Consider the following 20,673-nt stretch of genomic DNA (forward strand, 5'->3'; position numbering starts at 1 on the left):
TACCTCCTCTCGCCTGCCCGTTTCGCGGAGAGGAATCAAGCGCCGGTTCGCTCCGCCGCGGCCACATGGGCGGATAGACCCTCGGCGAGCGCATCAAACACGACGCGGAAGCGGCGGACCCGTCGCAAATCCTCGTGCATGACGAGCCAGGTGGGCATCGGGAACGACACCTCCGGCAGCACACGGACCAGCGCGGGATGGCGCGCGGCAAGCGCGATCTGGCACATGCCGATGCCGCACCCGGCCCGGATCGCCGCGAAGTGGGCGAGGTCGCTGTCCGTGCGGAGGGCGAACCCGTCGCGGTCGACGAACAGGCCCGCCGCGGCGAGCCCGCGCACAAAGACGGTCTCGCGGTCGAAGCCGATCAGGCTGTGGCTCGGGAAGTCGGCCAGCGAGGTCGGCACGCCCCGGCGCGCCAGATAATCGCGGTGGGCATGGAAGCCGAGCGGAATGACGCCGAGCTTGCGGGCGACCAAGGCGTCCTGGGTCGGCGCGACCATGCGCACGGCGATGTCCGCCTCCCGGCGCAGCAGGTCGTCCGTGCGGTTGTTGAGTACGAGTTCGATCGCGAGCCCGGGGTGCGCGGCGAGGAGTTCCGCGACGATCGGCGGCAGGACTTCCGCCCCGATCATCTCGCTCGCGCTGACGCGGACCGTACCGGCGACGGCATCGGCGACGCCGGATGCGGTGCGGACCATGGCCGCCGCCGTCGCGCGCATCGCCTCGGCATGAGGCCGGAGCGCGAGCGCGGCATCCGTCGGCGAAAGCCCGTGCGGAGCGCGCACGAACAGGGAGAGCCCGAGTGCCGCCTCCAGCGCATCGACGTGGCGGCCGATCGTCGGCTGCGCCAGGCCGAGCGCCCGCGCCGCCCCCGACAGCGAGCCCTCTTCGAGGACCGCGAGGAACGTTCGGTAGAGGGTCCAGTCCGGCAACGACGCCATACGAAAACGTATAACGCCTCGCCGGAGACATGCAATTCCGTTGAGAGGCGATCGGCGTCACATCCAAGCCATCGGAACTGGAGACTTTCCCATGACAACGGATGCGAACACGAAGGGCGCTGCGACCGGCACCGCCTTGGTGCTCGGTGCCACGGGCGGGATCGGCGGCGAAATGGCGGCGACTCTCGTCGCCCGCGGCTGGCAGGTGCGCGCCCTCCACCGCGATCCGGCGAAGGCCGGCCGGCGCAACGGCATCGAGTGGAGGACCGGCGACGCCATGCGTCCGGCAGACGTCATAGCAGCGGCGGAGGACGCAACCCTGATCGTCCACGCCGTCAATCCGCCGGGCTATCGGCGCTGGGCGGAACTCGTCCTGCCGATGCTCGACAGCAGCCTCGCCGCCGCCCGGTCCTCCGGCGCACGGATCCTGCTGCCCGGCACCATCTACAATTACGGCCCGGACGCCTTTCCCCTGCTGACACCGGAGGCGCCGCAGAACGCGCTGACCCGCAAAGGCCGCATCCGGGTCGAGATGGAACGGCGCATGGCGGCAGCAGCCGCAGACGGCGTGCGCGCGCTCGTCGTGCGTGCCGGGGACTATTTCGGCCCCCGCGCCCGCAACAATTGGTTCGGCCAGATGGTGAAGCCCGGTCGCCCCGTCACCGCGATCGCCTATCCCGGGCGCCCGGGGATCGGCCACGCCTGGGCCTACCTGCCGGACCTCGCCGAGACGATGATGCGGATCGTCGAGCGCGAGGCGGAGCTCGCCCCCTTCGAGGTCTTCCACTTCGGCGGCCACTGGGACGAGGACGGCCGGCACATGACGGACGCGATCCGCCGCGCGGTCGGTCGGCCGGATCTGCCGGTCCGTGGCTTCCCGTGGCCCATCGTGCGCCTCGCGGCGCCGTTCGTCACGACGTTCCGCGAGGTTCTGGAGATGCGCTATCTCTGGCGCGAGCGGGTCCAGCTCGACAACCGGAAGCTCCTCGCTTTTCTCGGAACCGAGCCTCACACGCCGATCGAACAGGCGGTGCGCACCACCTTGATCGGGTTAGGTTGCCTCGCACCGAAAGCCGGCGGCGCCTCAGGCGTCCGTACCCTCGAATAGCGGCGCGAACAATTCGACGGGCTCGGCGAAGCCGCGCAGGGCGACCCTGCCGATCGAACGGAACCGGGCGTCCGGCACGCGCGCGGCGAAGGCGTCCGAGACCAGCACGGATTCGCCACGCGGCGAGCATTCGCCTTCGATCCGGCTCGTCAGGTTGACCGCTGGTCCGATCACGGTGAAATCGAGCCGGTTACCCGCGCCGATATTGCCGTAGAGGACCGTGCCCCAGTGGAGGGCAATGCTCGTTTCGAGCCGGCGGCCACTGATTTCCGCCTGGAGTGTTGCCAATACGCCCTGGGCAGCCCTCAGCGCGGCCCCGCAATTCTGCGCCGGCGTCCGGCTCGGGTCGTGAAAGACGCCAAGAACCCCATCGCCCATGAACTTGAGGATTTCACCGCCCTGCCCCTCGATCGCCGGTACCACCCGATCGAAATAGCCGTCCAGCAGGCCCATCACTTCGTCGGCGGGAATCGCATTGGAAAGCGCGGTGAAGCCGCGCAGGTCGCAGAAGATGATGGCCGCTTCCATCTTCGTCGACGTTCCGCGACGGATGTTTCCTGCGAGCACGAGACCCCCGGCCCGGCTCCCGACATAGGTGGCCATGAGCGTCACGCCGATATCGCGCAGGACGCGGACCTCAACGGCGGCGCGAAGGGCCGACATCACGGCGTCACAGAACGCAACCGCCTGCTCGCCCAGGCCCGTGCGCGAGCCCCACGCCACGGCCGTGACGATCTCCCCGTTGCCGAACAGCGGGACCATGTAGAGATCGCGGATCCCGAATTCCGTCATGTGGCGCTGGAACGGGGTATCGCTTTCGACACTGATCCGACCGCGGAACGGCCGGTTGTCGAGAATGACGCGGTGCAGGATGGGATCGGCCAGGAGTTCCGGTAGAACCGGATCGTAGCCCCTCTCAAAGCGATGCAGCCCGAGGCCGGAAAGCCAGCTCACACCGTGTGCCGATATGGCGGGATGAAGCGCCCGCGAATGGAATCCCAGCCGATCGATATTCAGCCCGAGCGCACCGAAATGCTCCCCCGCGGCCGTCACTAGCCCTTCGAGGTCGAGCGCGTGGCACTCGGCGCTGAGGAACCACGCACGCAACGCTTCGGCGTGGGGACGGAGGCTAGGATCTAGGACCGACAGCAAGGTGTCCATGGACTTCGCGACGAAACATAACGCATGCGGGACGGCACGCGCGCCGACGCGATGGCGCGGCCTGACGCAGCGATCATATCCGATCCGCCCCGCGGCCGCAGTGTCGTCAGGCGCGGGCGCGCATCCGGTCGGCCATCAGGCACACTATCTCGAACATCACCACCATGGCGTTCATCGCGGTGATCTGGTTCGGACTGTCCTTGGTCGGCATCAGGCAGACGACGTCGCCGCCGATGATGTCGAGACCGCGAAGCCCCTGGAGCATCCGAACCGCGTCGCCGATGCGGATGCCGGCATAGCCCGGTTCGAGATTCGACACGCCCGGCGCGTCGCAGGGGTCGAGGCTATCAAGATCGAACGTGATGTAGACCGGGGCATCGCCGATCCGCTCGCGGAGCGCCGCGATCACCCCGGCCGGGCCGATCTCCTCATATTCGTCCATGCCGATGATGCGGTAGCCGAGTTCCTCGCTCGCGTTGCGCGAGCCGGGCGTGCCGACATTCGGACGGATGCCGACCTGGGTCGAGCGGGCCGGATCGACGTGGCCCTCCTCGACCGTGTAGCTGCCCCAATGGGCGGCGGAGCGCTTGTTGCCGAGCCAGTGCGGCAGGTGGTGATAGGTGTCGGTGTGGGAATCGAAGTGGACGAGCGCCACCGGCCGCCCGCCGCTCAGCCGCGCGTTCGGGCCGGCGACCGCCTTGAGGATCGGACCGGTGATCGAATGATCGCCGCCGATCGAGACGACACGGGTGCCGGCCGCGTCGAAGCGCTTCATGAACGCCTCGATGTGCCGGATGCTGACGTCGTTGACCATCGCCTCCGGGAGCGGCACGTCGCCGACGTCGGAAATGCGGGCGACGTCCCAGGGGATCAGGCCGAACCGGCCGTGACCACGGCGATAGAGCGCCGAGACGTGGCGCACCGCGCGGGGGCCGAGATGCTGGTCGCGCTCGGTCGAGCCGTTGCCGGACGAATGGGGCACGCCGACGAGGGCGATGTCGCTCGCCGCCGGATCCTCGTTCCAAGGGGCGCGGAAGAAGGTCGGGATGCCCCACCAATACCAGCGGGCCATCTCGGCCTTGGCGCGCTCGAGCTCCTCGTCCGTCATCGCGTCCATGGCGCGCTCCCGATCTCACCCGCTTCCGTCCGCGACCGGCGGCGGGTGTTGGTTGAGTGCCGTCGATCGGCCGGTGCGGGCACGTTATCGGCGGCGCATTCGGGGCGCCCCCTCCCGTCCCAGCGGCGGCGCGCCTCGCGCGCCACAGCCCCCTACTGGCGACGCGCTTCGCGCGCCACAGCTCCCCTACTGGCGGCGCGCTTCGCGCACCACTTGGAGCCCGATCAGGATCATCGTGACCAGGAACAGCACCGTCGCGGCCGCCGCGATGGTCGGATCGACGGCTTCGTTGATGCCATCCCACATCTTGCGCGGCAGGGTGTAGACCGTCCGCGCGGCGATGAAGAGCGTCACGACGATCTCGTCCCAGGAGATGATGAAGGCGAACACGGCGCCTGCGGTCACGCCCGGCATGATCTGCGGCACGATCACGCTGCGCAGGGTCCGCCAGGTCGACGCCCCGAGCGAGCGCGACGCCTGTTCCTGCCGGAGATCGATGGTGGCGAGCGAGGCCGCCACCGTGATCAGGACATAGGGCGTCGCCAGCAGCGTGTGGGCCAGAATGACGCCGACGAAGGTGTCGATCAGGCGCATCTGGGCGAACAGCTTGTAGAAGGCGAGCGCCGAGACGATCGGCGGCACGATCATCGGTGCGAGGAAGACGACGCGCGCCGCCTCCGCCGCCCAGGACGACAGCCGCCACAGGCCGATCGCCGCCGCGGTCCCGAGCGTCGTCGCGAGGACGGTAACGACGATGCCGATGCCGAGGCTCTGGAGCGCCGAGTTGCGCCAGCTCGGATCGCTGACGAGCGAGGCATAATGATCGAACGAGATCGCGCCGTGCGGCAGCGACAGATAGCGCTCGGTGGTGAGCGACACCGGCACGGCGACGAGCGTCGGCAGCATCAGGAACATCAGCACCGCCCAGGTCGCCCCGACGAGGAGCGGCCAGCGCAGCTTGGACCAGGTGACGGACAACGACATCGGCCCGCCCCTCACTTCGCGCCGAACATCTGGCGCACGTCGACCACCTTCGCCATCGCGATGAGGAGGAAGACGACCGTCGCCAGGAGGACCGAGGCCATCATGGTGCCGACACCCCAGCGCACCGTCTTGAGGACCTGCACGCTCACATATTCCGCGATCATCACGACCTTGCCGCCGCCGAGGATCGCCGGTGTGACGAAGAAGCCGAGGGTGAGGATGAAGACGAGGAGGCCCGCGGCCACGATGCCCGGCATCGAGAGGGGCAGCGTCACCGACAGGAAGGTCCGGCCCGCGCCCGCCCCGAGGGAGCGGGAGGCGTCGGCGAGGCGCGGATCGATGCCCTTCATGTTGGCATAGAGCGGCAGCACCGCGTAGGGCACCATGTAGTGCACCATGCCGATCACGACGGCGAATTCGTTGTAGACCAGCGGCAGCGGCTGATCGATCACGCCCAAGCCGATCAGGGCATTGTTGATGATGCCCTCGGAGCGCAGCAGCGTCAGCCAGGCGAAGGCGCGCACGAGCAGCGAGATCCAGAACGGCACCAGCACGAAGCCGGTGATCCACAGCCGGTGGGTCGGCCCCGCGTGGATCATCACGTAGGCGATCAGATAGCCGAGCGTGATGGCGAAGAAGGTCGTCGTCGCGCAGACGCGGAACGTCGTCAGGAGCACGCGCTGGAGCGATTCACTCGAGGCGAGGCGCGCATAATTCCCGAAGCCGAGCGTCGGGTCGCTGAAACTCAGCCATAGAACCTGGCCGATGGGCACGACATAGAACACCGCCAGCACCGCCAGAAACGGCAGCACCAGCAGCCACGGACTACTCGGCAGGCGGACGGCCAGTGGCCGCCCCCCCGCCGCCGCTACGGCCACACGAGACATCGAACCGATCAGCCCGCGAAGAGGTCGAGGAAGTCGTTCTGCACGGTGTCGTAGTTCTCGGCGTACCACGCCGTCCCGACCGGGATCTGGCGCTTGAAGTTCGCCTCGAAGGCGCAGTTGATCTTCTCGAGCTCGGGCGTCATCAGCTTGTCGGCGGCCGGGTTGGCCGGGCCGTTGCCGAGGAGCTTCAAGAGTTCGACCTGCCGCTCCGGGATCTGGGTGGAGGCGATGAACTTCCACACCTCGGCGCCGGCCGGGTTGCCCTTGAGCACGGGCCAGACGCCCGGCGCGATGATGCCCTGATCCCACGACCAGGAGATCTTGCCCTTCGATTCACGGTCGAGCACAGAGGCGCGGGTCGACCAGATCGAGCCCATGACGACCTCGCCGTCGCGGAAGAGCTGCTGGCTCGCCGCGCCGCCGCCCCACAGCACGAACTGATCCTTGTGCTCCTTGATGATCGAGAAGGCCTTCTCGACGTCGAGCGGATAGAGCTTGTCCGGCTCGACGCCGGAGCCGAGCAGTACCGCCTCGAGCGAGCCGACGAGCCATTTGTACATGGCGCGCTTGCCCGGGAAGTCCTTGAAGTTCAGATAATCCTTGTAGCCGTTCGGCACCTTGCCGCCGGTCTTGTCGAGATTGTAGCCGTTGACAGTCGAGTAGAAATAGGTCGCGAGCCCATATTCATAGACGAATTCGGGGCGGACCTTGTTCTTATCGACGATGCTGTAATCGTATTTCTGGATGAGGTCCTGCTTGGACAGGATGGGAAGGTAGTAGGCGTCGCCGTCGGTCAGATCCCAGATGATCTTGCCGCTCTCTTCCATCGCCTTGATGGCGCCGGCGGTCGGTTCACCGCCGATGATCGACACCTTGATGCCGGTATCCTTGGTGAACGGCTCGCCCCAGGCCTTGCCCCAGGTCGGCACGGCATCACCGCCGAAATTGACGACGACGATCTCCTTGGCCTCCGCCATCGCCTTCGAGCTCGACATCACGGCCGGTGCGAAGCCGATCGCCGCCAGCGCACCAAGGAAGGAGCGCCGGTCGATCTCGCCCTTCGCCAGGCGTTCGATGCCCATCTCGACGAGATCGGCCGCAAAACGGGATGCGGACATGGATATTCCCCTCTTGTGTCGCAGCCTTCGGCTGCGTTCGCTGCTCTGGAATCCGGACCTTTTGGCCCTTGTCGTCTTTCGGCGCGCTCGCGCGGCCGTCTTATCCGAGTGACCGCTTGGCGGTCGCGGCCCAACGCTAGCAAGCGATGTGCCATATCGTATGAGCACATTGGCCGGGTTCCCCGCCGGCCGATGCGTCGAAAATTCAGGCGGCGACCTCGTCGGCGAGGACCACCGTCGCGTTCGAGGGCCAGCTCACCCAAGTCTCCGCACCGGCGACCGGCGTGCCGCCCTCGGACCAGGCCGGCATGGTCACGGCGAGGCGGCCGAGCGCCTCGGTCTCGACCGACACGTGCAGGTTCGCGCCGAGATAGGTGACGTCGGCGATGGTCCCACGGACGCTGTTGAGATCTTCCCGCGCCGCAGGGGCGAGCTTGAGCTTTTCCGGCCGCAGGGCGAAGGCGACGTCGCGCCCGGCCGCGCAGTCCTCCGCCGCGGCGCCGCGATGGCGGATGCGCGCTCCGGCGACATCGATCACGATCGCCTCCCCGTCCCGGCCCGCGACCTTGCCCGCGAAGCAATTGCTGGTGCCCAGGAAATTGGCGACGAAGCGGGTCCGCGGCCGCTCGTAGAGCTCGTCCGGCCGCCCCGCCTGGATGATGTGGCCTCCGTCCACGATCGCGATGCGATCGGACATCGAGAGGGCCTCTTCCTGGTCGTGCGTGACGTAGACGAAGGTGGTGCCGAGTTCCTGATGCAGCGTCTTGAACTCGGCCTGCACCTCGGCGCGGAGCTTGCGATCGAGGGCGCCGAGCGGCTCGTCGAACAGCACCACCAGCGGATCGAACACCAGGGCGCGGGCGATGGCGACGCGCTGCTGCTGGCCACCCGACAATTGCCTGGGATAGCGCTCGCCGAAACCGCCGAGCCGCACCAGCGACATGGCCCATGCCACGCGGCGGGCGATCTCGTCCTTTGCCACCGACCGCACCTTCAGCGGATAGGCGATGTTGTCGGCGACCGTCATGTGCGGGAACAGGGCGTAACCCTGGAACACCATGCCGAAATTGCGCCGCTCGGGCGGCAGGTGGGTCACGTCCTGGTCGTCCACCTCGATATGCCCGGACGTCGGCATCACGAAGCCGGCCAGCATCATCAGGAGCGTGGTCTTGCCGGAGCCCGACGGGCCCAGCAACGTCAGGAATTCGCCGCGCGCGATGTCGAGCGATACATTGTCCACGGCACTCAACGCGCCGTATTTCTTGACGAGATTGACAAGGCGTAGACTATGGGCGCGACGGGACCCGTCTGCACGCGCCGCAAAAGTGGATTTGTCGGTCGATTGCAACGCGAAGTCCCTTATGAACCCGAAGGGGAGAGGGGAGGCTCTTCACCAGCGTGAACCGAGCATGACAGCGATCGGCGACGTTCGCAAGCGCACTTTCAAGGCTTGAATGCCCTGCATGCGGCACCGTGGACCAGCCAGGGACGGCTGTAGCGGGCCGCTCAGGCGTTGCCAGATCGCGGCTCCTGTTTCATGATGGTGAAAACGATGGAGCCTTCCGATGAACTCGCCGATCCCCCGCGTGCAGGCCGCGCGAACCGAACGTTCGCAGCGCATCGAACTCGCGGCGTGTTACCGCCTGCTCGCCCATCACCGCATGACGGACCAGATCTACACCCACGCGACGGTGCGCGTGCCGGGCGAGACGGGTCGCTTCCTGATCAATCCCTACGGCTATCGGTGGGATGAAATCACCGCCTCTTCGCTCGTCAAGATCGACGTCGAAGGCAACAAGGTGGCCCCCTCCCCGCACCGGGTAAATCCCGCCGGGTTCGTCATCCACAGCGCGGTGCATCTCGCCCGCGAGGACGCCGCCTGCGTGATCCACACCCACACCCGCGCCGGCATGGCCGTCTCGGCCCTCGCGGATGGCCTCTTACCGCTCAACCAGATCGCCATGGGCTTCACCGGCCACGTCGGCTACCACGATTATGAGGGCATCGCCCTCAATCTCGGCGAGCGCGAGCGCATCATCGCCGATCTCGGCGACCACCGCGCCCTGATCCTGCGCAATCACGGCCTCCTTACCGTCGGGCGTTCCGTCGCCGAGGCCTTCAACCTGATGTACTATCTGAACCTCGCCTGCGAAATTCAGGTGGCGACTTTGTCGATGGGCCGGCCGCTGCACATGCCGACGGCCGACATCGAGGCCCTCGTCGCGGCCCAGACCGACCAGATGTCGTTCGACGACGGCGATCTCGAGCTCGAATGGGACGCCAATCTCCGCCTCGTCGAGCGGCTCGACCCTTCCTACAAAGACTGAGATCACGCAACGACTGAGATCACGGCGCTCCGGCCTCCGCCCGGGTTGCGACCTGGGCCTTCGACAGCTGGACCGCTCGACGGGAGAGTTGCAGCGGCTCGGAACGCCTCTCGCGCCGCCGCGCCGGAAGAAATCTGGCCGGATGCCGCTCCGCCGGGGCGCTCGCCGATTGCGAGCGCAGCTCGTGCGCTTTACGCATATCGTAAGGTTCCCTTGCGAGTCGCGGTCTGCAGCCAGATGGATTCCTTCTTTATCGGTCTCGGCGTCTTCGTCCTCGTCGCGTTCGGGACGCTGCTCGGCATGCGATTGCAGCGCTATCTGCCGGTCCATCACCGCGATGACCGGACCCGTGACGTCGTCAATCTCGGCATCGGCATGGTCGCCGCCATGGCCTCGCTCGTGCTCGGCCTCCTGATCGCCTCGGTCAAAGGCAATTTCGATACGGCCTCCGCCGATACAAAGACTCTGGCCGGCGACTACATTCTGATCAACGTCACGCTCCACGAATACGGACGCGATGCGGAGCCCGTCTTGAAGCTGCTGCGGTCGAACGTCCATTATGCGGCATGGATCCTCGGCTTTCCCGAGCAGCGGCCGCCGAAGCCGGCGGTCCATTTCACGGACGTCCTGCAGGCCATCCGCCTCCTTAAACCGACCGATCAGGCGCAGACCGACGCCAGAAGCTACGCCCTTCAGCTCACCGTCGATGTCGGCAAGCTGTTCAACGCATTGCGAGGTGACGCGTCCGGATCGGTTCCACCGCTCCTCTTGATCGTCCTGTCGGGCTGGCTTTTCATCATCTTCCTCTCCTTCGGCCTCTTCGCACCACGAAACCCAGTCGCGACGATCACACTCATCATCTGTGCGGCCTCGATCGGGGATGCGTTTACCTGATCGACGAAATGAGCACGCCGTTCGACGGGCTCATCAAGGTACCGGACTCGGTCTTCATGCGGGCGGTGCGGGACGTCGAGAAGACCGACGCCAAGACGCCCGTGGCGACCACGACGAACAGCGGCAACGACGGCCAGGAGGATCCAGAGTAGCCGCCGCGTCCCCGCCGATGCATTGCCCAGTCGTCGGACCTGCCATGCCGAAAAGGGCCTCGCCGAAACCCCTCCGTTGAACGATCTATTAGGGCGCGCCCGGCCGGCGTGATGTTGCGGCCGACCGCGGAGGATTGCCGTGTCGGATCGCTCCCCCCTCTCCCCCGAGGACGCCTTCGAGGCCTCCGACATCGAGACGCCGAGCGCCCTCGAGGTCGCCGATCCGATCATCGAGACGGTCGCGCTCATCGAGCATGGCACGCCCGAATTCCGGCGCACCAACCTGGCGCTGTTCGCCGCTGGCTTCGCGACCTTCGCCCTGCTCTATTGCGTACAGCCGCTGTTCCCGGTCTTCACCCGCGATTTCGGCGCGACGCCGGTGCACGCGAGCCTCGCCTTGTCGCTGACGACGGGCTTTCTCGCCGTCTCGCTCCTGTTCGCGGGCTCGGTCTCGGAGATCGTCGGCCGCAAGCCCATCATGGTCGCCTCGCTGTTCGTCTCGGCCGGATTGACGATCGTCTCCTCCGTCGCCCCGACATGGGCCGTCTTCCTGACCATCCGCGCCCTCGAAGGGATCACGCTCAGCGGCCTGCCGGCGGTCGCGATGGCCTATCTCGGGGAGGAGATCCATCCCCGCTCGATCGGGCTCGCGATGGGGCTCTATATCGGCGGCAGCGCGTTCGGCGGCATGGCGGGCCGGTTCCTCTCCGGCGCCTTGTCGGACGCGATCCATTGGCGGGTGGCGATCGCCGTGATCGGCGGGCTCGGGCTCCTCTCCGCCATCGCGTTCTGGCGCAGCCTGCCCGCCTCGCTCCATTTCGAGGCGCAGGCGCGCTCGCTCCGTGCCCTCGCCCGCTCCTTCGCCGGCCACCTGCGCGATCCGGCGATGCGGCTTCTGTTCGCCGAATCGTTCCTGCTGATGGGCAGCTTCGTCACGCTCTACAATTATGCGGGCTACCGCCTCGTCGCCCCGCCCTATCATCTGAGCCAGACCGCGATCGGCGCAATCTTCCTCGTCTACCTGATCGGCACGTTCTCGTCGGCCTGGGTCGGCAACCTCGCCGGCCGGCTCGGCCGCCGCAAGGTGTTCTGGGCGACGCTCGTCATCATGATGGCGGGCGCAGCGCTGACCCTCGCCCAGCCGCTCCCCGTCATCATCGCCGGCATCGCGGTGTTCACGTTCGGCTTCTTCGGTGGCCACTCGATCGCCTCGAGCTGGGTCGGCCGGCGCGCGACGAGCGCCAAGGCGCAGGCCTCTTCGCTCTATCTCTTCGCCTATTATGGCGGATCGAGCCTGGTCGGCTCCGCAGGCGGCCTGTTCTTCACCGCCTTCGCATGGCCGGGCGTGGTCGGGCTCGTCGTGGCCCTGCTCCTCATCGCGCTCGCCGGCGCGATCGCGCTCGCGCGCCTGCCGGCCCTCGCCCCGCCCGACCGGCTGTCGTGACGACGGGCCGTCCGCGGGCCTATCGGTTGATCGTCGAGCCGATGTGGGCCACGACGAGCCCGAACATACCCGCGAGCATCAAGACGAGCGACGGCAGGACAAAGCCGCCACGAAGCACGAGCACCATGCCGAGCAGGCCGAGCAGGATCGACCCGACGATCACCGCGCTCGACGCGACCCTGCCGAACGCGGGGCGCCGGCCGGCGCCGGCGCGCACCGCAAGCGCGGTCGCGGCCCCCGGCTTCGTCAGGGTCGGCTCGACGCGCACGAGGACGGCCCCGCCGACCGGGGCCGGCGTTGCGGGCTCGGATATCCCCGCGCCACGCACCCAGAATTGATCCGCGGACAGGCGCGCCAGGCCGCGCGCCTCGGCGCCGTTCGGCGCGAGACCGACGAGGCCGGCGGCGACCCCACGGTCGCGGCTCGATCCAACCCGGCCGACCAACCACGTGGCGATCCGCTCGGCCGCGCCCTCGTAGAGTTTGGCGGGGTGGGCGGTCGCGAGAATGGCGCCTATGCCGCGCGGCGGGCCTTGGGCGAGGAGCGAGACGATCGGCTCGAGACTGGCCGCGTGACCGCCGCGCGGCGCATAGAGATGCGCCTCGTCGATGAAGACGACGATCGGGCGCCAGCTCGACCGTGGCAAATCCAGAAGAGCCAGAATGAAGCGCGCGATGAACGCCGTGCGCTCGGCCGCAGGCAGCGCGTGGATTTGCAAGATCGCGCTCTTGCCCGCGCGCAGCACCTCTTCGAGGATCGAGTCCGGGCGCATGCGCAGCGGGATCTGCGCATAATCCCCGCCGACGATCATGTAAGGGAACGCTTCGGCGAGGGTGTGAAATGCGTTCTCCACGTCGAAGACGAACTGGAGCGGGTCCTGGGGACGTCCCGCGTGCGCGCATTCGAGGATCTTCCGGGCCGCGAGGCCCCGGCCTGGTCCGCTTTCATCGACGATGCCGATCGCAACGCCGCGCGCCGGGTCAAATTCGAAGGGGACCGAGCGGGCGTCCGCGACGATCCGTGCAAAAGGCCTGGTCATGAACGCGCCCGTTCCCTCCGTGCCGGTCAGCACCGCGTCGCCCAGCTTAGCCGAGCGCCTCATCCGCCGCATCAAGAGCGAGCCGCCGCCCCACGCACCGGCCCGGCGGGCTTGTGCCTACTTCGACTGGAGCGTCGCCACGGCCTTGTCGATCGCCTTCGGCGTGAAGGTCCCGACCTGCGTGTACATGGTCTCGTAGACGGCCATCGGCTTGCCGTAGGCGTCCTCGATTTCCTCCGGCTTGCCGGTCGCATAGTCGCCGAGCACGAACACCTTGCCCTTCGCCTCGGGGAACATCGCGACAAGCCGGTCGCGGTGGCCGGCCGTCATGGTCAGGATGAGGTCGGCGTGGCGCACATCGTTGATCGTGACCTGCTGCGCCGTGTGGTGGGAGACGTCCATGCCGTCCTTCGCCAGCAGCACGGCGGCATTCGGCTCCGGCGTCACGTTGAAGGGGTTGAGATCAACAGCGCGGGAGATGACGACGACGTCGAGATGCTTCGCGGCGATGTATTTGTCGGCGATCGCTTCCGCGGTGACGCTGCGGCCGGTGTTGCCGGTATCGACGAAGGCGATCTTCACCGGCCCCGCGGCGAAGGCGACCGTGCTCGCGCAAACGGTGAGGACAAGACCCAGAACAGCCGACTTCGACATCGCCGAACGTCCCTCTTGGAGAAAGACGGAAGGCTTAAGCGGCCATTGTTACAAGGGCATGGACATTGGGGCATGGAGATCGGACGAAGCCCCGACGCCGTGTGGGCACCACCGCCTGCTCGACCGCGTCAGTCCTCGAACCGGCCTGTCCCCTCGCGGTCGCGTTCGTAGAGTTTGGTGCCGGGAAAGGGCGGCAGCCAGGATTCGCGGCGGATGACCCAGCTCTCGTAGGTCGGCGCGAACTGATCGGTCTTGTCGAGGGAGCCGAGATAGATCTCGACCTCGTCGCCGCTCACCGCGAACACCGACGCGCCGCAGCGCGGACAGAAATGCCGCCCCGCATAATCGCGCGTCTCGCCGTCGATGGAGACCGCCGTCTTCGGAAAGATCGCCGAGGCATGAAACAGCGCGCCGTGATGCTTGCGGCATTCGAAGCAATGACAGACCCCGACCCGATAGGGGCGCCCCGTCGCCACGAAGGTGACGTCGCCGCACACGCATCCGCCGCTATAGCGCTCCATGGAAGGGCCTCCCGCAAGGACACGAACAATACCACCCACACGGGGAAAGATCGGCGAGCGGAGAGAACATCGCAAGCAAGGCGACGCCGAGGACGGATGGATCAGGCATCAAAGAGACGATCGCCCGCGGCGCGAAATCGCGGCACGTCAGGACGGATCATAAGGCCTGCAAGAGAAATGGCGCTCCCTAGGGGACTCGAACCCCTGTTTTCGCCGTGAGAGGGCGACGTCCTAGACCGCTAGACGAAGGGAGCAGGCGAGAGCGGCGTGCGCTCTCGTGGACGGCCGTGTCTCTACCCGCTCGGCCGGCGGCTGGCAAGAGCGATGTGCCGGTTTTTCGCCGCGACAGGATTTATCCACCGCCTGCTCCCCCGGCGACGCCCTCCCCGCCGCTCGGCGGCGGCCCTCGGCTGAAGGGCGGGGCCGCCGCGACGAACCGAACCGTTCGGCCCGATCCCAGCCGTGGATCAGGGACGGGCGAGGGTCAGGGGCAAGATAGGGTCAGGGATGAGAACGGGTCTGGGGCAAGAACGGGTCGGCGAATGGGCCCGGGAGCGGCGGCAAAGACGCCTACGGGAACGTCAGCGTGAAGCGGAACAGGCCGTCGTCCGAGCAGGTCGCCTCCGCTCGGCCGCCGTGCAGGACCATGATGGCCTGCACGATCGCGAGGCCGAGGCCGTTCGATTCCGTGGCGTCGTTGCGGGCGGGATCGACCCGGTAGAACCGGTCGAAGACCCGGGCGAGCTGCTCCCCAGACAAGGGATGCCCGTGGTTCTCGACGACGACGCGGGCGCCGCCGCCATCGGCCGTGCCGACGACCCGCACGAGGCTCCCCGTGGTGCCGTGGCGGACCGCGTTCACGACGAGATTGCCGACGGCTCGGCGAAAAAGTTCGGCATTGGCCGTGATTGTACCGTCGGCCTCGACCGCGAAGCGGATGCCGCGCTCCGCGGCGGGCCCTTCGAAATAATCGGTGATCCGCTCGAGCTCGACGGCGAGCGAGAGCTCGCTGCGATCGAGGTCGGCGGCGGCGTTGTCGGCACGGGCCAGAAACAGGATGTTGTCGCTGAGGCGCCGCAGCCGTTCGAGCTCTTCGAGGTTCGATTCGAGGACCTCGCGATAATCCTCCCCCGCCCGCGGCTGGCCGAGCGCGACCTGGGTCTGGCCAATCAGGACGCCGAGCGGCGTGCGGATCTCGTGGGCGAGATCGGCGGAGAATTGCGACAGCCGCTGATAGCCGGCGGCGAGCCGGTCGAGCATGGCGTTGATCGCCTCGGCGAGACCGGCGAGTTCGGCCGGCGCCGCGGCGACGTCGAAGCGCAGATCCATCCGCCCCGGGGCGATCTCTTCGGCGCGCGCCGCCATCCGGCGCAAGGGACGCATGCCCCGGCGCAGCGCGACGAAGGTGAGGAGCGACGCGGCTGCGACGGCGAGCGCGGTCACCAGCACAATCTGCCGGCGCAGCGCGTCGAGCATCACGGCTTCGCCGCTCATCGGATGGCCAACCAGGATCTCGACCGGGCTCCCGTCCGCCGCCGCGCGCACGATCGTCGACGCCCATACGACCGCGAGTCCGTCGGGCGTGACGGTCCGCTGCGGCACCTCCGGCGCGCCCCGCTCTTCCGGCCGGATCGGCGGCAGCGGCAGGTGATCCGGATTGACCTCGACGAGAACGCCGCCGTCGGGCTTGCGGAACACAAGCACGTCCTGCTCGGCGCCGAGCATGTTGGCGATCAGGAGCGGCCGATCGCGGAGTTGGTCGGCCGAATACATCTCGTGGATCAGGCGGCCGAAATAGGCGGCGCGGCCCACCACCATCGTCTCGACCCGGCGGTCCATGGCAAAGCGGACCGAATAATCGAGCGAAAGCCCGAACACGACCATCACGGTCGAGATGATGAGCGCACAGGCCGCCGCCGCCCTGAGCGTGAGCGAGGAGTGGGCGCCGATCATCACGGGTCCACGCTGAGCGAGTAGCCGACACTGCGGACGGTTGCGATCAGCTTGCGTTCGAAGGGTGCGTCGACCTTGGCGCGCAGCCGTTTGACCGCGACGTCGACGACGTTGGTGTCGCTGTCGAAGTTCATGTCCCAGACTTCGGATGCGATCTGGGTGCGCGTGAGCACCTCGCCCTGCCGCCGCAGCAGCAGGTGCAGCAGCATGAATTCCTTGTTGGTCAGCGGGATCTCGACGCCATCCCGCGTCACCTTGCGGCGCACCACGTCGAGGCGCAGGTCGGCGACCTCGAAGACCTCGATTTCCCGGGTCGATCCGCGCCTGAGGATGGTGCGGATGCGCAGTTCGAGCTCCACGAACGAGAACGGCTTGACGAGATAATCGTCCGCCCCGAGGCGCAGGCCGCGGATACGGTCGTTCACCTCGTCGCGGGCCGAGAGGAAGATGATCGGCACGTCGCGTTTGGCGCGAAGCTGACGGATCACCTCCCAGCCGTCGAGGCCGGGCAGCATGACGTCGAGCACCACGAGTTCGTAATCCTGCTCGAGCGCCCGGTAGAGGCCGTCGACGCCGTCGCGCGCGATATCGACCACGTAGCCGTGTTCCTTGAGACCCTTGCGCAGATAGTCTCCGGTCTTCGGATCGTCTTCGATGATGAGGATGGTCACGGCCTCGGCTCCACAACCCGCCACGATTGACCGACGGAAAGGGTCTCCTCGCTGACCGGAGCATGACAGATTTGTCATTCGCCGGTCATCGGGCCCGCCCCTCCCCGCCGCCTAATGTCATCTCCGCCGCTTCGAGAGCGACGCAATGCGAGGATGACATGATGAACGCGTTCAAGTTGGCCCTGAGCGGGGCCGTAATCGCCATGACGATCGCCGGCGGGACGATGGCGGCCTCGGCGGAGCAGGCGATCCCGAGCCGGGTTCGCGGCACGATCACCGCCGTGAGCCCCGACAGCCTCGAGGTCCACACCCGAGACGGCAAGGACGTCCAAGTGGCGCTCACGAAGGAGACGTCGGTGGCCGCGATCGAGCTAACGACCCTCGATGCCATCAAGCCAGACAGCTATATCGGCACCGCGGCCGCCCCGCAGCCCGATGGTTCGCTGAAGGCCCTCGAGGTCCACATCTTCCCCGCCTCCATGCGCGGCGCCGGGGAAGGCACCCGTCCCTGGGATCTGACGCCCAACAGCACGATGACGAACGGCGCCGTCGGCAGCATCGTCGGCAGCGACGGCCGCACGCTGACGGTCAAATATCAGAACGGGGAGAAGAAGGTCTTCGTCCCGGCCGACGTGCCGATCGTGTCCATCGTCCCGGCCGACCGCACCCTCCTCAAGGCCGGCGTGAAGGCGGTCCTGCTCGCCACGAAGAACGCCGACGGCTCGCTCGTCGCCCGATCGGTCAGCGTCGGCACCAACGGTGCCGCCCCGCCGATGTGAGGGCGCATCGATGAGCCGTCACGCCGACACGGGACGCACCGCCGGGCTTTCGCCGGCGGTGCGGATCACCCACTGGGTCAACCTCGTCGCCATGGTCTCAATGGTGATGAGCGGCCTCGGAATCTACAACGCCTATCCGATCCTACCCTTCCATTTCCCGGCTTGGGCGACGCTCGGCGGATGGCTCGGCGGATCGACGATCTGGCATTTCGCCGCCATGTGGCTGCTCGTTGCAAACGCCGCGATCTATCTCGGCTACGGGCTCCTCAGCGGCACCCTGCGGCGCCGCCTGTTCCCGATCCGCCTCGCAGACGGCCTCGAAGACCTCAAGCTGGCGCTGACATTCCGCCTGAAGCACGACGGCGGCGGCTACAACACCATTCAGAAGGCCCTCTATGTGGGCGTCCTCGGGGCCGGCGTCCTCATGGTCGCCTCGGGCCTCGCCATCTGGAAGCCGGTCCAGTTCGCCTGGCTGACCGCCCTGTTCGGCGGCTTCGCGACCGCCCGCATCGTCCATTTCGCCGGCATGAGCGCCATCGTCGCCTTCACCGTCGTCCATGTTGCCATGGTGGCGATCGTCCCGAGCACGCTCCGCACCATGACGATCGGCGCACCGCGCCCGAAAGACGGGGAGACCAAAGATGAGTGACGAAACCATGCCTCCCTCGCGCGCAGCAGCCAGCCAACCCAGGCCGAGACGGCGCGTCGCCGCGGGCCTCGATGCGAAAGACCACCGGACGGGTCTGCGCAACCTCGAGCGCCGGCTTTTTCTGCGTTCGTCCCTCTCGCTTGGGGCCGTCGCCCTGCTGTCCGGCTGCAACCTTCAGGACGGCGATACGGTCGACAAAGTCTTGTGGGCAATGTCGCGCTGGAACGACCGCGTGCAGGCGTGGCTGTTCGATCCTGCGCGGCTTGCCCCGACCTACACCGCGGCGGACATCACGAACCCGTTTCCCTTCAACGCCTTCTATCCGATCGACGACGTCCCCGACGTCGACCCATCGGACTTCCGGCTCCAGGTCTCCGGTCGGGTCGAATCGAAACGGCCCTGGAGTCTCGCGGATTTGCGGACGCTCCCCCAAACGAGCCAGATCACGCGGCACGTCTGCATCGAGGGCTGGAGCGCCATCGGCGAATGGGGCGGCGTGCCGTTCCGGACCTTCCTCGAGCGCATCGGCGCCGACCTCACCGCGCGCTATGTCGGGTTCAAGTGCGCCGACCGCTATTATACGAGCCTCGACATGCCGACCGCGCTGCACCCGCAGACGCAGCTCACGCTCGATTTCGGCCGCGCGGTGCTGCCCGCAGAATACGGCTTTCCCCTGAAGCTGCGTGTCCCCACCAAGCTCGGCTTTAAAAATCCGAAATATATCGCCGAGATCTTCGTCACCAACGACTATCCGGGCGGCTACTGGGAAGACCAGGGCTACAACTGGTTCAGCGGGCTGTGATTTTCGGCTTTGCCGGCGCGCGCATAGGTGGCCCGGCAAAGCTCGAAGCCCATCGCATTCCGCCCGGCTTCGCCCGCGAGACCGAGTAGTTTCAACCAGTTCGCGGGGCTTTTGCGGCGATTGCGCGGCGACGTATCACGAATTCGTGAGGCCTTGCCCTTAGAGGGATTCTATGGGCATGATTCAGTGCGCCAAAACGACACACAACAGGCGCACGCCGGCCGCGAAGGAACTCTCGGACGCCGGTTTTGTCGGCCCCTCGGCGAAGGTTCAGGGCCGACACGGCATTCGACCATCGAGACCGGCGATGATCGGCACGCGCCGTGCGGGGCCACTGGTCCCGACGGTCGCTGCTCAGGGAGCGACGCCATGACGGAACCACGCTGCGCCTTGCGCGCGGGCGACTGTGTATTGTTGCCCACTTCGAACCGACCCGCCCCGACCTCGAGCTTGCACCGTCGTGCCGCGCGGTCCGTCTCGCCGGCACACATCTCGGTTATCCCCGGCGCCTCCGCCTCTCTGCCGATCGGTGGGTGCTGAGATGGGCAAGCCAATGACGGTGAAGCGCGGCAACCCTCTGCCCGCCGGGATTCGGACCGGTGAAACCCGCACCGGAGAGATCCGGCGCCCGCGGCTCTCCGATTACGAGCCGGTGCCGCCCCCGGTCGACTTCAACTTCGAGGAATGGCTCGCGGTCGCCCGCCGCCCGTCGGGCCGCGGCCGGCGCTGGCGCCATCCCCGGATCGCCCTCACCGGCTTTCTGATCGCCTGCCTCGGTGCCGCGATCGCCTCGGGATGGCTGGCGGTCGTGCTGGTGGACGCCACCCTCGGCCGCTGATCGCGTCCGGCCCGGCCGCTTTCCGACCGATCTGCAACGGCGGCCGGTCATGGCCGCTGGATCAATCCGGTATGGCCGGGGACCGTCGTCCCTCAGCCGGCGGGGTGCAGCATGGGGGTTGGACAGGATCGCCGGCCATGCCGAAGCGGTCCGAACCGGGAATGGCCGGAGGAGGCCGTACCGAGTGCAGCCGCCTGGCCGAGTGTTCACCGCGGTTTCAGAATGATCGGCCTATCTAAGTCCGGTTTGCACTTGGAGGCCGTGCCATGAAGAAGTCCACTGTGATCGCCATTTGCGTCGGGACGATGATTCCGAGTGCGGCATGGGCGATGGCCAATCCCGCATCCGTGTTCTGCGGCAAAATGGGGGGCCACACGGTCAACGCAAAGCTGGCCGACGGCAGCGAGATCAGCCTGTGTTACTTGCCCGGCAACAAGATCGTCGAAGAATGGACCCTGTTCCGGATGTTCGACGGCAAGAAGCCGGCCCCTGGGCGAAATCCGTTCAAGTGACGGCGAATCGCCGGCCGCCACGGCGGCGGCCGACCCGAGCGGGAAGGTCTCGTCGCGAACCGGATTCGCGCAGCCGTCCCCGCCGTTGCTATAGATGTCTCGGCAGCGTGATTTGACGAACC

At 67.3% G+C, this 20,673-nt stretch carries 22 protein-coding genes and 1 tRNA gene; 10 read left to right on the forward strand and 13 right to left on the reverse strand.

What is annotated here, in order from left to right; all coding sequences use genetic code 11:
• Window positions 1-35 precede the first annotated feature (35 nt).
• Window positions 36-941 (reverse strand): LysR family transcriptional regulator, encoded by a 906-nt coding sequence (locus F0357_RS01845; protein ID WP_153478098.1) that lies wholly within the window; start codon window positions 939-941, stop codon window positions 36-38.
• Window positions 942-1,032: 91 nt separating this feature from the next.
• On the opposite strand from F0357_RS01845, the gene F0357_RS01850 reads away from it, so the two are divergent.
• The gene (locus F0357_RS01850; protein WP_153478100.1) at window positions 1,033-2,049 is read left to right on the forward strand and encodes an NAD(P)H-binding protein; all 1,017 of its coding nucleotides are present in this window, start codon (window positions 1,033-1,035) and stop codon (window positions 2,047-2,049) included.
• Here F0357_RS01850 and F0357_RS01855 read toward each other — a convergent pair.
• The 6 genes from F0357_RS01855 to F0357_RS01880 form a co-directional block, all read right to left on the reverse strand.
• The gene (locus tag F0357_RS01855) at window positions 2,026-3,210 is read right to left on the reverse strand and encodes an adenylate/guanylate cyclase domain-containing protein (protein ID WP_153478102.1); all 1,185 of its coding nucleotides are present in this window, start codon (window positions 3,208-3,210) and stop codon (window positions 2,026-2,028) included. The two genes, F0357_RS01850 and F0357_RS01855, sit on opposite strands and share 24 nt — an antisense overlap.
• 106 nt (window positions 3,211-3,316) lie before the next feature.
• Window positions 3,317-4,327 carry an arginase family protein gene (locus F0357_RS01860; RefSeq protein ID WP_246161296.1) on the reverse strand — a complete coding sequence of 337 codons (1,011 nt, stop codon included), beginning with the start codon at window positions 4,325-4,327 and terminating at the stop codon, window positions 3,317-3,319.
• A gap of 186 nt (window positions 4,328-4,513) precedes the next feature.
• Window positions 4,514-5,311, reverse strand: coding sequence for an ABC transporter permease (locus tag F0357_RS01865; protein WP_153478104.1), 798 nt, complete (start codon window positions 5,309-5,311; stop codon window positions 4,514-4,516).
• A gap of 11 nt (window positions 5,312-5,322) precedes the next feature.
• A complete protein-coding gene (locus F0357_RS01870) occupies window positions 5,323-6,198 on the reverse strand; it encodes an ABC transporter permease (protein ID WP_153478106.1) in 876 nt (291 codons plus the stop codon).
• Between the two features lie 8 nt (window positions 6,199-6,206).
• The gene (locus F0357_RS01875; RefSeq protein WP_153478110.1) at window positions 6,207-7,316 is read right to left on the reverse strand and encodes an extracellular solute-binding protein; all 1,110 of its coding nucleotides are present in this window, start codon (window positions 7,314-7,316) and stop codon (window positions 6,207-6,209) included.
• A 205-nt stretch (window positions 7,317-7,521) separates the two neighbouring features.
• Complete coding sequence (locus F0357_RS01880; RefSeq protein WP_312861673.1) at window positions 7,522-8,556, reverse strand: ABC transporter ATP-binding protein; 1,035 nt, start codon at window positions 8,554-8,556, stop codon at window positions 7,522-7,524.
• Between the two features lie 325 nt (window positions 8,557-8,881).
• Here F0357_RS01880 and F0357_RS01885 point away from each other — a divergent pair, with 325 nt between their 5' ends.
• From F0357_RS01885 to F0357_RS01900, 4 genes are all read left to right on the forward strand, one after another.
• Window positions 8,882-9,643: a class II aldolase/adducin family protein gene (locus F0357_RS01885; RefSeq protein ID WP_153478117.1), complete on the forward strand. Its 762-nt coding sequence runs from the start codon at window positions 8,882-8,884 to the stop codon at window positions 9,641-9,643.
• Between the two features lie 237 nt (window positions 9,644-9,880).
• Window positions 9,881-10,537, forward strand: a complete 657-nt coding sequence (locus tag F0357_RS01890; RefSeq protein ID WP_153478121.1) for a bestrophin-like domain — start codon at window positions 9,881-9,883, stop codon at window positions 10,535-10,537.
• 8 nt (window positions 10,538-10,545) lie between these two features.
• On the forward strand, window positions 10,546-10,689 hold the full coding sequence (locus F0357_RS01895; protein ID WP_153478123.1) for a hypothetical protein: 144 nt from the start codon (window positions 10,546-10,548) through the stop codon (window positions 10,687-10,689).
• 226 nt (window positions 10,690-10,915) lie between these two features.
• Window positions 10,916-12,133 carry an MFS transporter gene (locus F0357_RS01900; RefSeq protein ID WP_376767817.1) on the forward strand — a complete coding sequence of 406 codons (1,218 nt, stop codon included), beginning with the start codon at window positions 10,916-10,918 and terminating at the stop codon, window positions 12,131-12,133.
• A 19-nt stretch (window positions 12,134-12,152) separates the two neighbouring features.
• Here the strand turns inward: F0357_RS01900 and F0357_RS01905 are convergent, their stop codons facing one another.
• The 6 genes from F0357_RS01905 to F0357_RS01930 all read right to left on the reverse strand — a co-directional run bounded on the left by F0357_RS01905 (window position 12,153) and on the right by F0357_RS01930 (window position 16,971).
• Window positions 12,153-13,172: an ATP-binding protein gene (locus F0357_RS01905; RefSeq protein ID WP_153478128.1), complete on the reverse strand. Its 1,020-nt coding sequence runs from the start codon at window positions 13,170-13,172 to the stop codon at window positions 12,153-12,155.
• A gap of 117 nt (window positions 13,173-13,289) precedes the next feature.
• Window positions 13,290-13,826, reverse strand: a complete 537-nt coding sequence (locus F0357_RS01910; RefSeq protein WP_153478132.1) for an arsenate reductase/protein-tyrosine-phosphatase family protein — start codon at window positions 13,824-13,826, stop codon at window positions 13,290-13,292.
• A gap of 128 nt (window positions 13,827-13,954) precedes the next feature.
• Window positions 13,955-14,347, reverse strand: coding sequence for a GFA family protein (locus tag F0357_RS01915; RefSeq protein WP_153478134.1), 393 nt, complete (start codon window positions 14,345-14,347; stop codon window positions 13,955-13,957).
• Window positions 14,348-14,525: 178 nt separating this feature from the next.
• Window positions 14,526-14,601, reverse strand: a tRNA-Glu gene (locus F0357_RS01920).
• Between the two features lie 316 nt (window positions 14,602-14,917).
• The gene (locus F0357_RS01925; RefSeq protein ID WP_153478143.1) at window positions 14,918-16,300 is read right to left on the reverse strand and encodes a heavy metal sensor histidine kinase; all 1,383 of its coding nucleotides are present in this window, start codon (window positions 16,298-16,300) and stop codon (window positions 14,918-14,920) included.
• Window positions 16,300-16,971 carry a heavy metal response regulator transcription factor gene (locus tag F0357_RS01930; protein ID WP_312861412.1) on the reverse strand — a complete coding sequence of 224 codons (672 nt, stop codon included), beginning with the start codon at window positions 16,969-16,971 and terminating at the stop codon, window positions 16,300-16,302. The genes F0357_RS01925 and F0357_RS01930 overlap by 1 nt, the downstream gene beginning before the upstream one ends.
• Window positions 16,972-17,132: 161 nt before the next feature.
• Between F0357_RS01930 and F0357_RS01935 the strand changes: the two genes are divergently transcribed.
• From F0357_RS01935 to F0357_RS01955, 5 genes are all read left to right on the forward strand, one after another.
• Window positions 17,133-17,750 carry a hypothetical protein gene (locus F0357_RS01935; protein ID WP_246161297.1) on the forward strand — a complete coding sequence of 206 codons (618 nt, stop codon included), beginning with the start codon at window positions 17,133-17,135 and terminating at the stop codon, window positions 17,748-17,750.
• A gap of 10 nt (window positions 17,751-17,760) precedes the next feature.
• A complete protein-coding gene (locus F0357_RS01940; RefSeq protein ID WP_153478151.1) occupies window positions 17,761-18,399 on the forward strand; it encodes a cytochrome b/b6 domain-containing protein in 639 nt (212 codons plus the stop codon).
• Complete coding sequence (locus F0357_RS01945) at window positions 18,392-19,201, forward strand: molybdopterin-dependent oxidoreductase (RefSeq protein WP_246161298.1); 810 nt, start codon at window positions 18,392-18,394, stop codon at window positions 19,199-19,201. Before F0357_RS01940 ends, F0357_RS01945 begins: the two co-directional genes overlap by 8 nt.
• A 541-nt stretch (window positions 19,202-19,742) precedes the next feature.
• Window positions 19,743-20,039: a hypothetical protein gene (locus F0357_RS01950; RefSeq protein ID WP_153478154.1), complete on the forward strand. Its 297-nt coding sequence runs from the start codon at window positions 19,743-19,745 to the stop codon at window positions 20,037-20,039.
• Between the two features lie 266 nt (window positions 20,040-20,305).
• Entirely contained in the window at window positions 20,306-20,551 is a 246-nt protein-coding gene (locus F0357_RS01955) for a putative hemolysin (protein ID WP_153478156.1), read from the forward strand.
• The last annotated feature ends 122 nt before the right edge of the window (window positions 20,552-20,673 follow it).

This window comes from Segnochrobactrum spirostomi (genome assembly GCF_009600605.1).
GTDB classification, from domain to species: domain Bacteria; phylum Pseudomonadota; class Alphaproteobacteria; order Rhizobiales; family Segnochrobactraceae; genus Segnochrobactrum; species Segnochrobactrum spirostomi.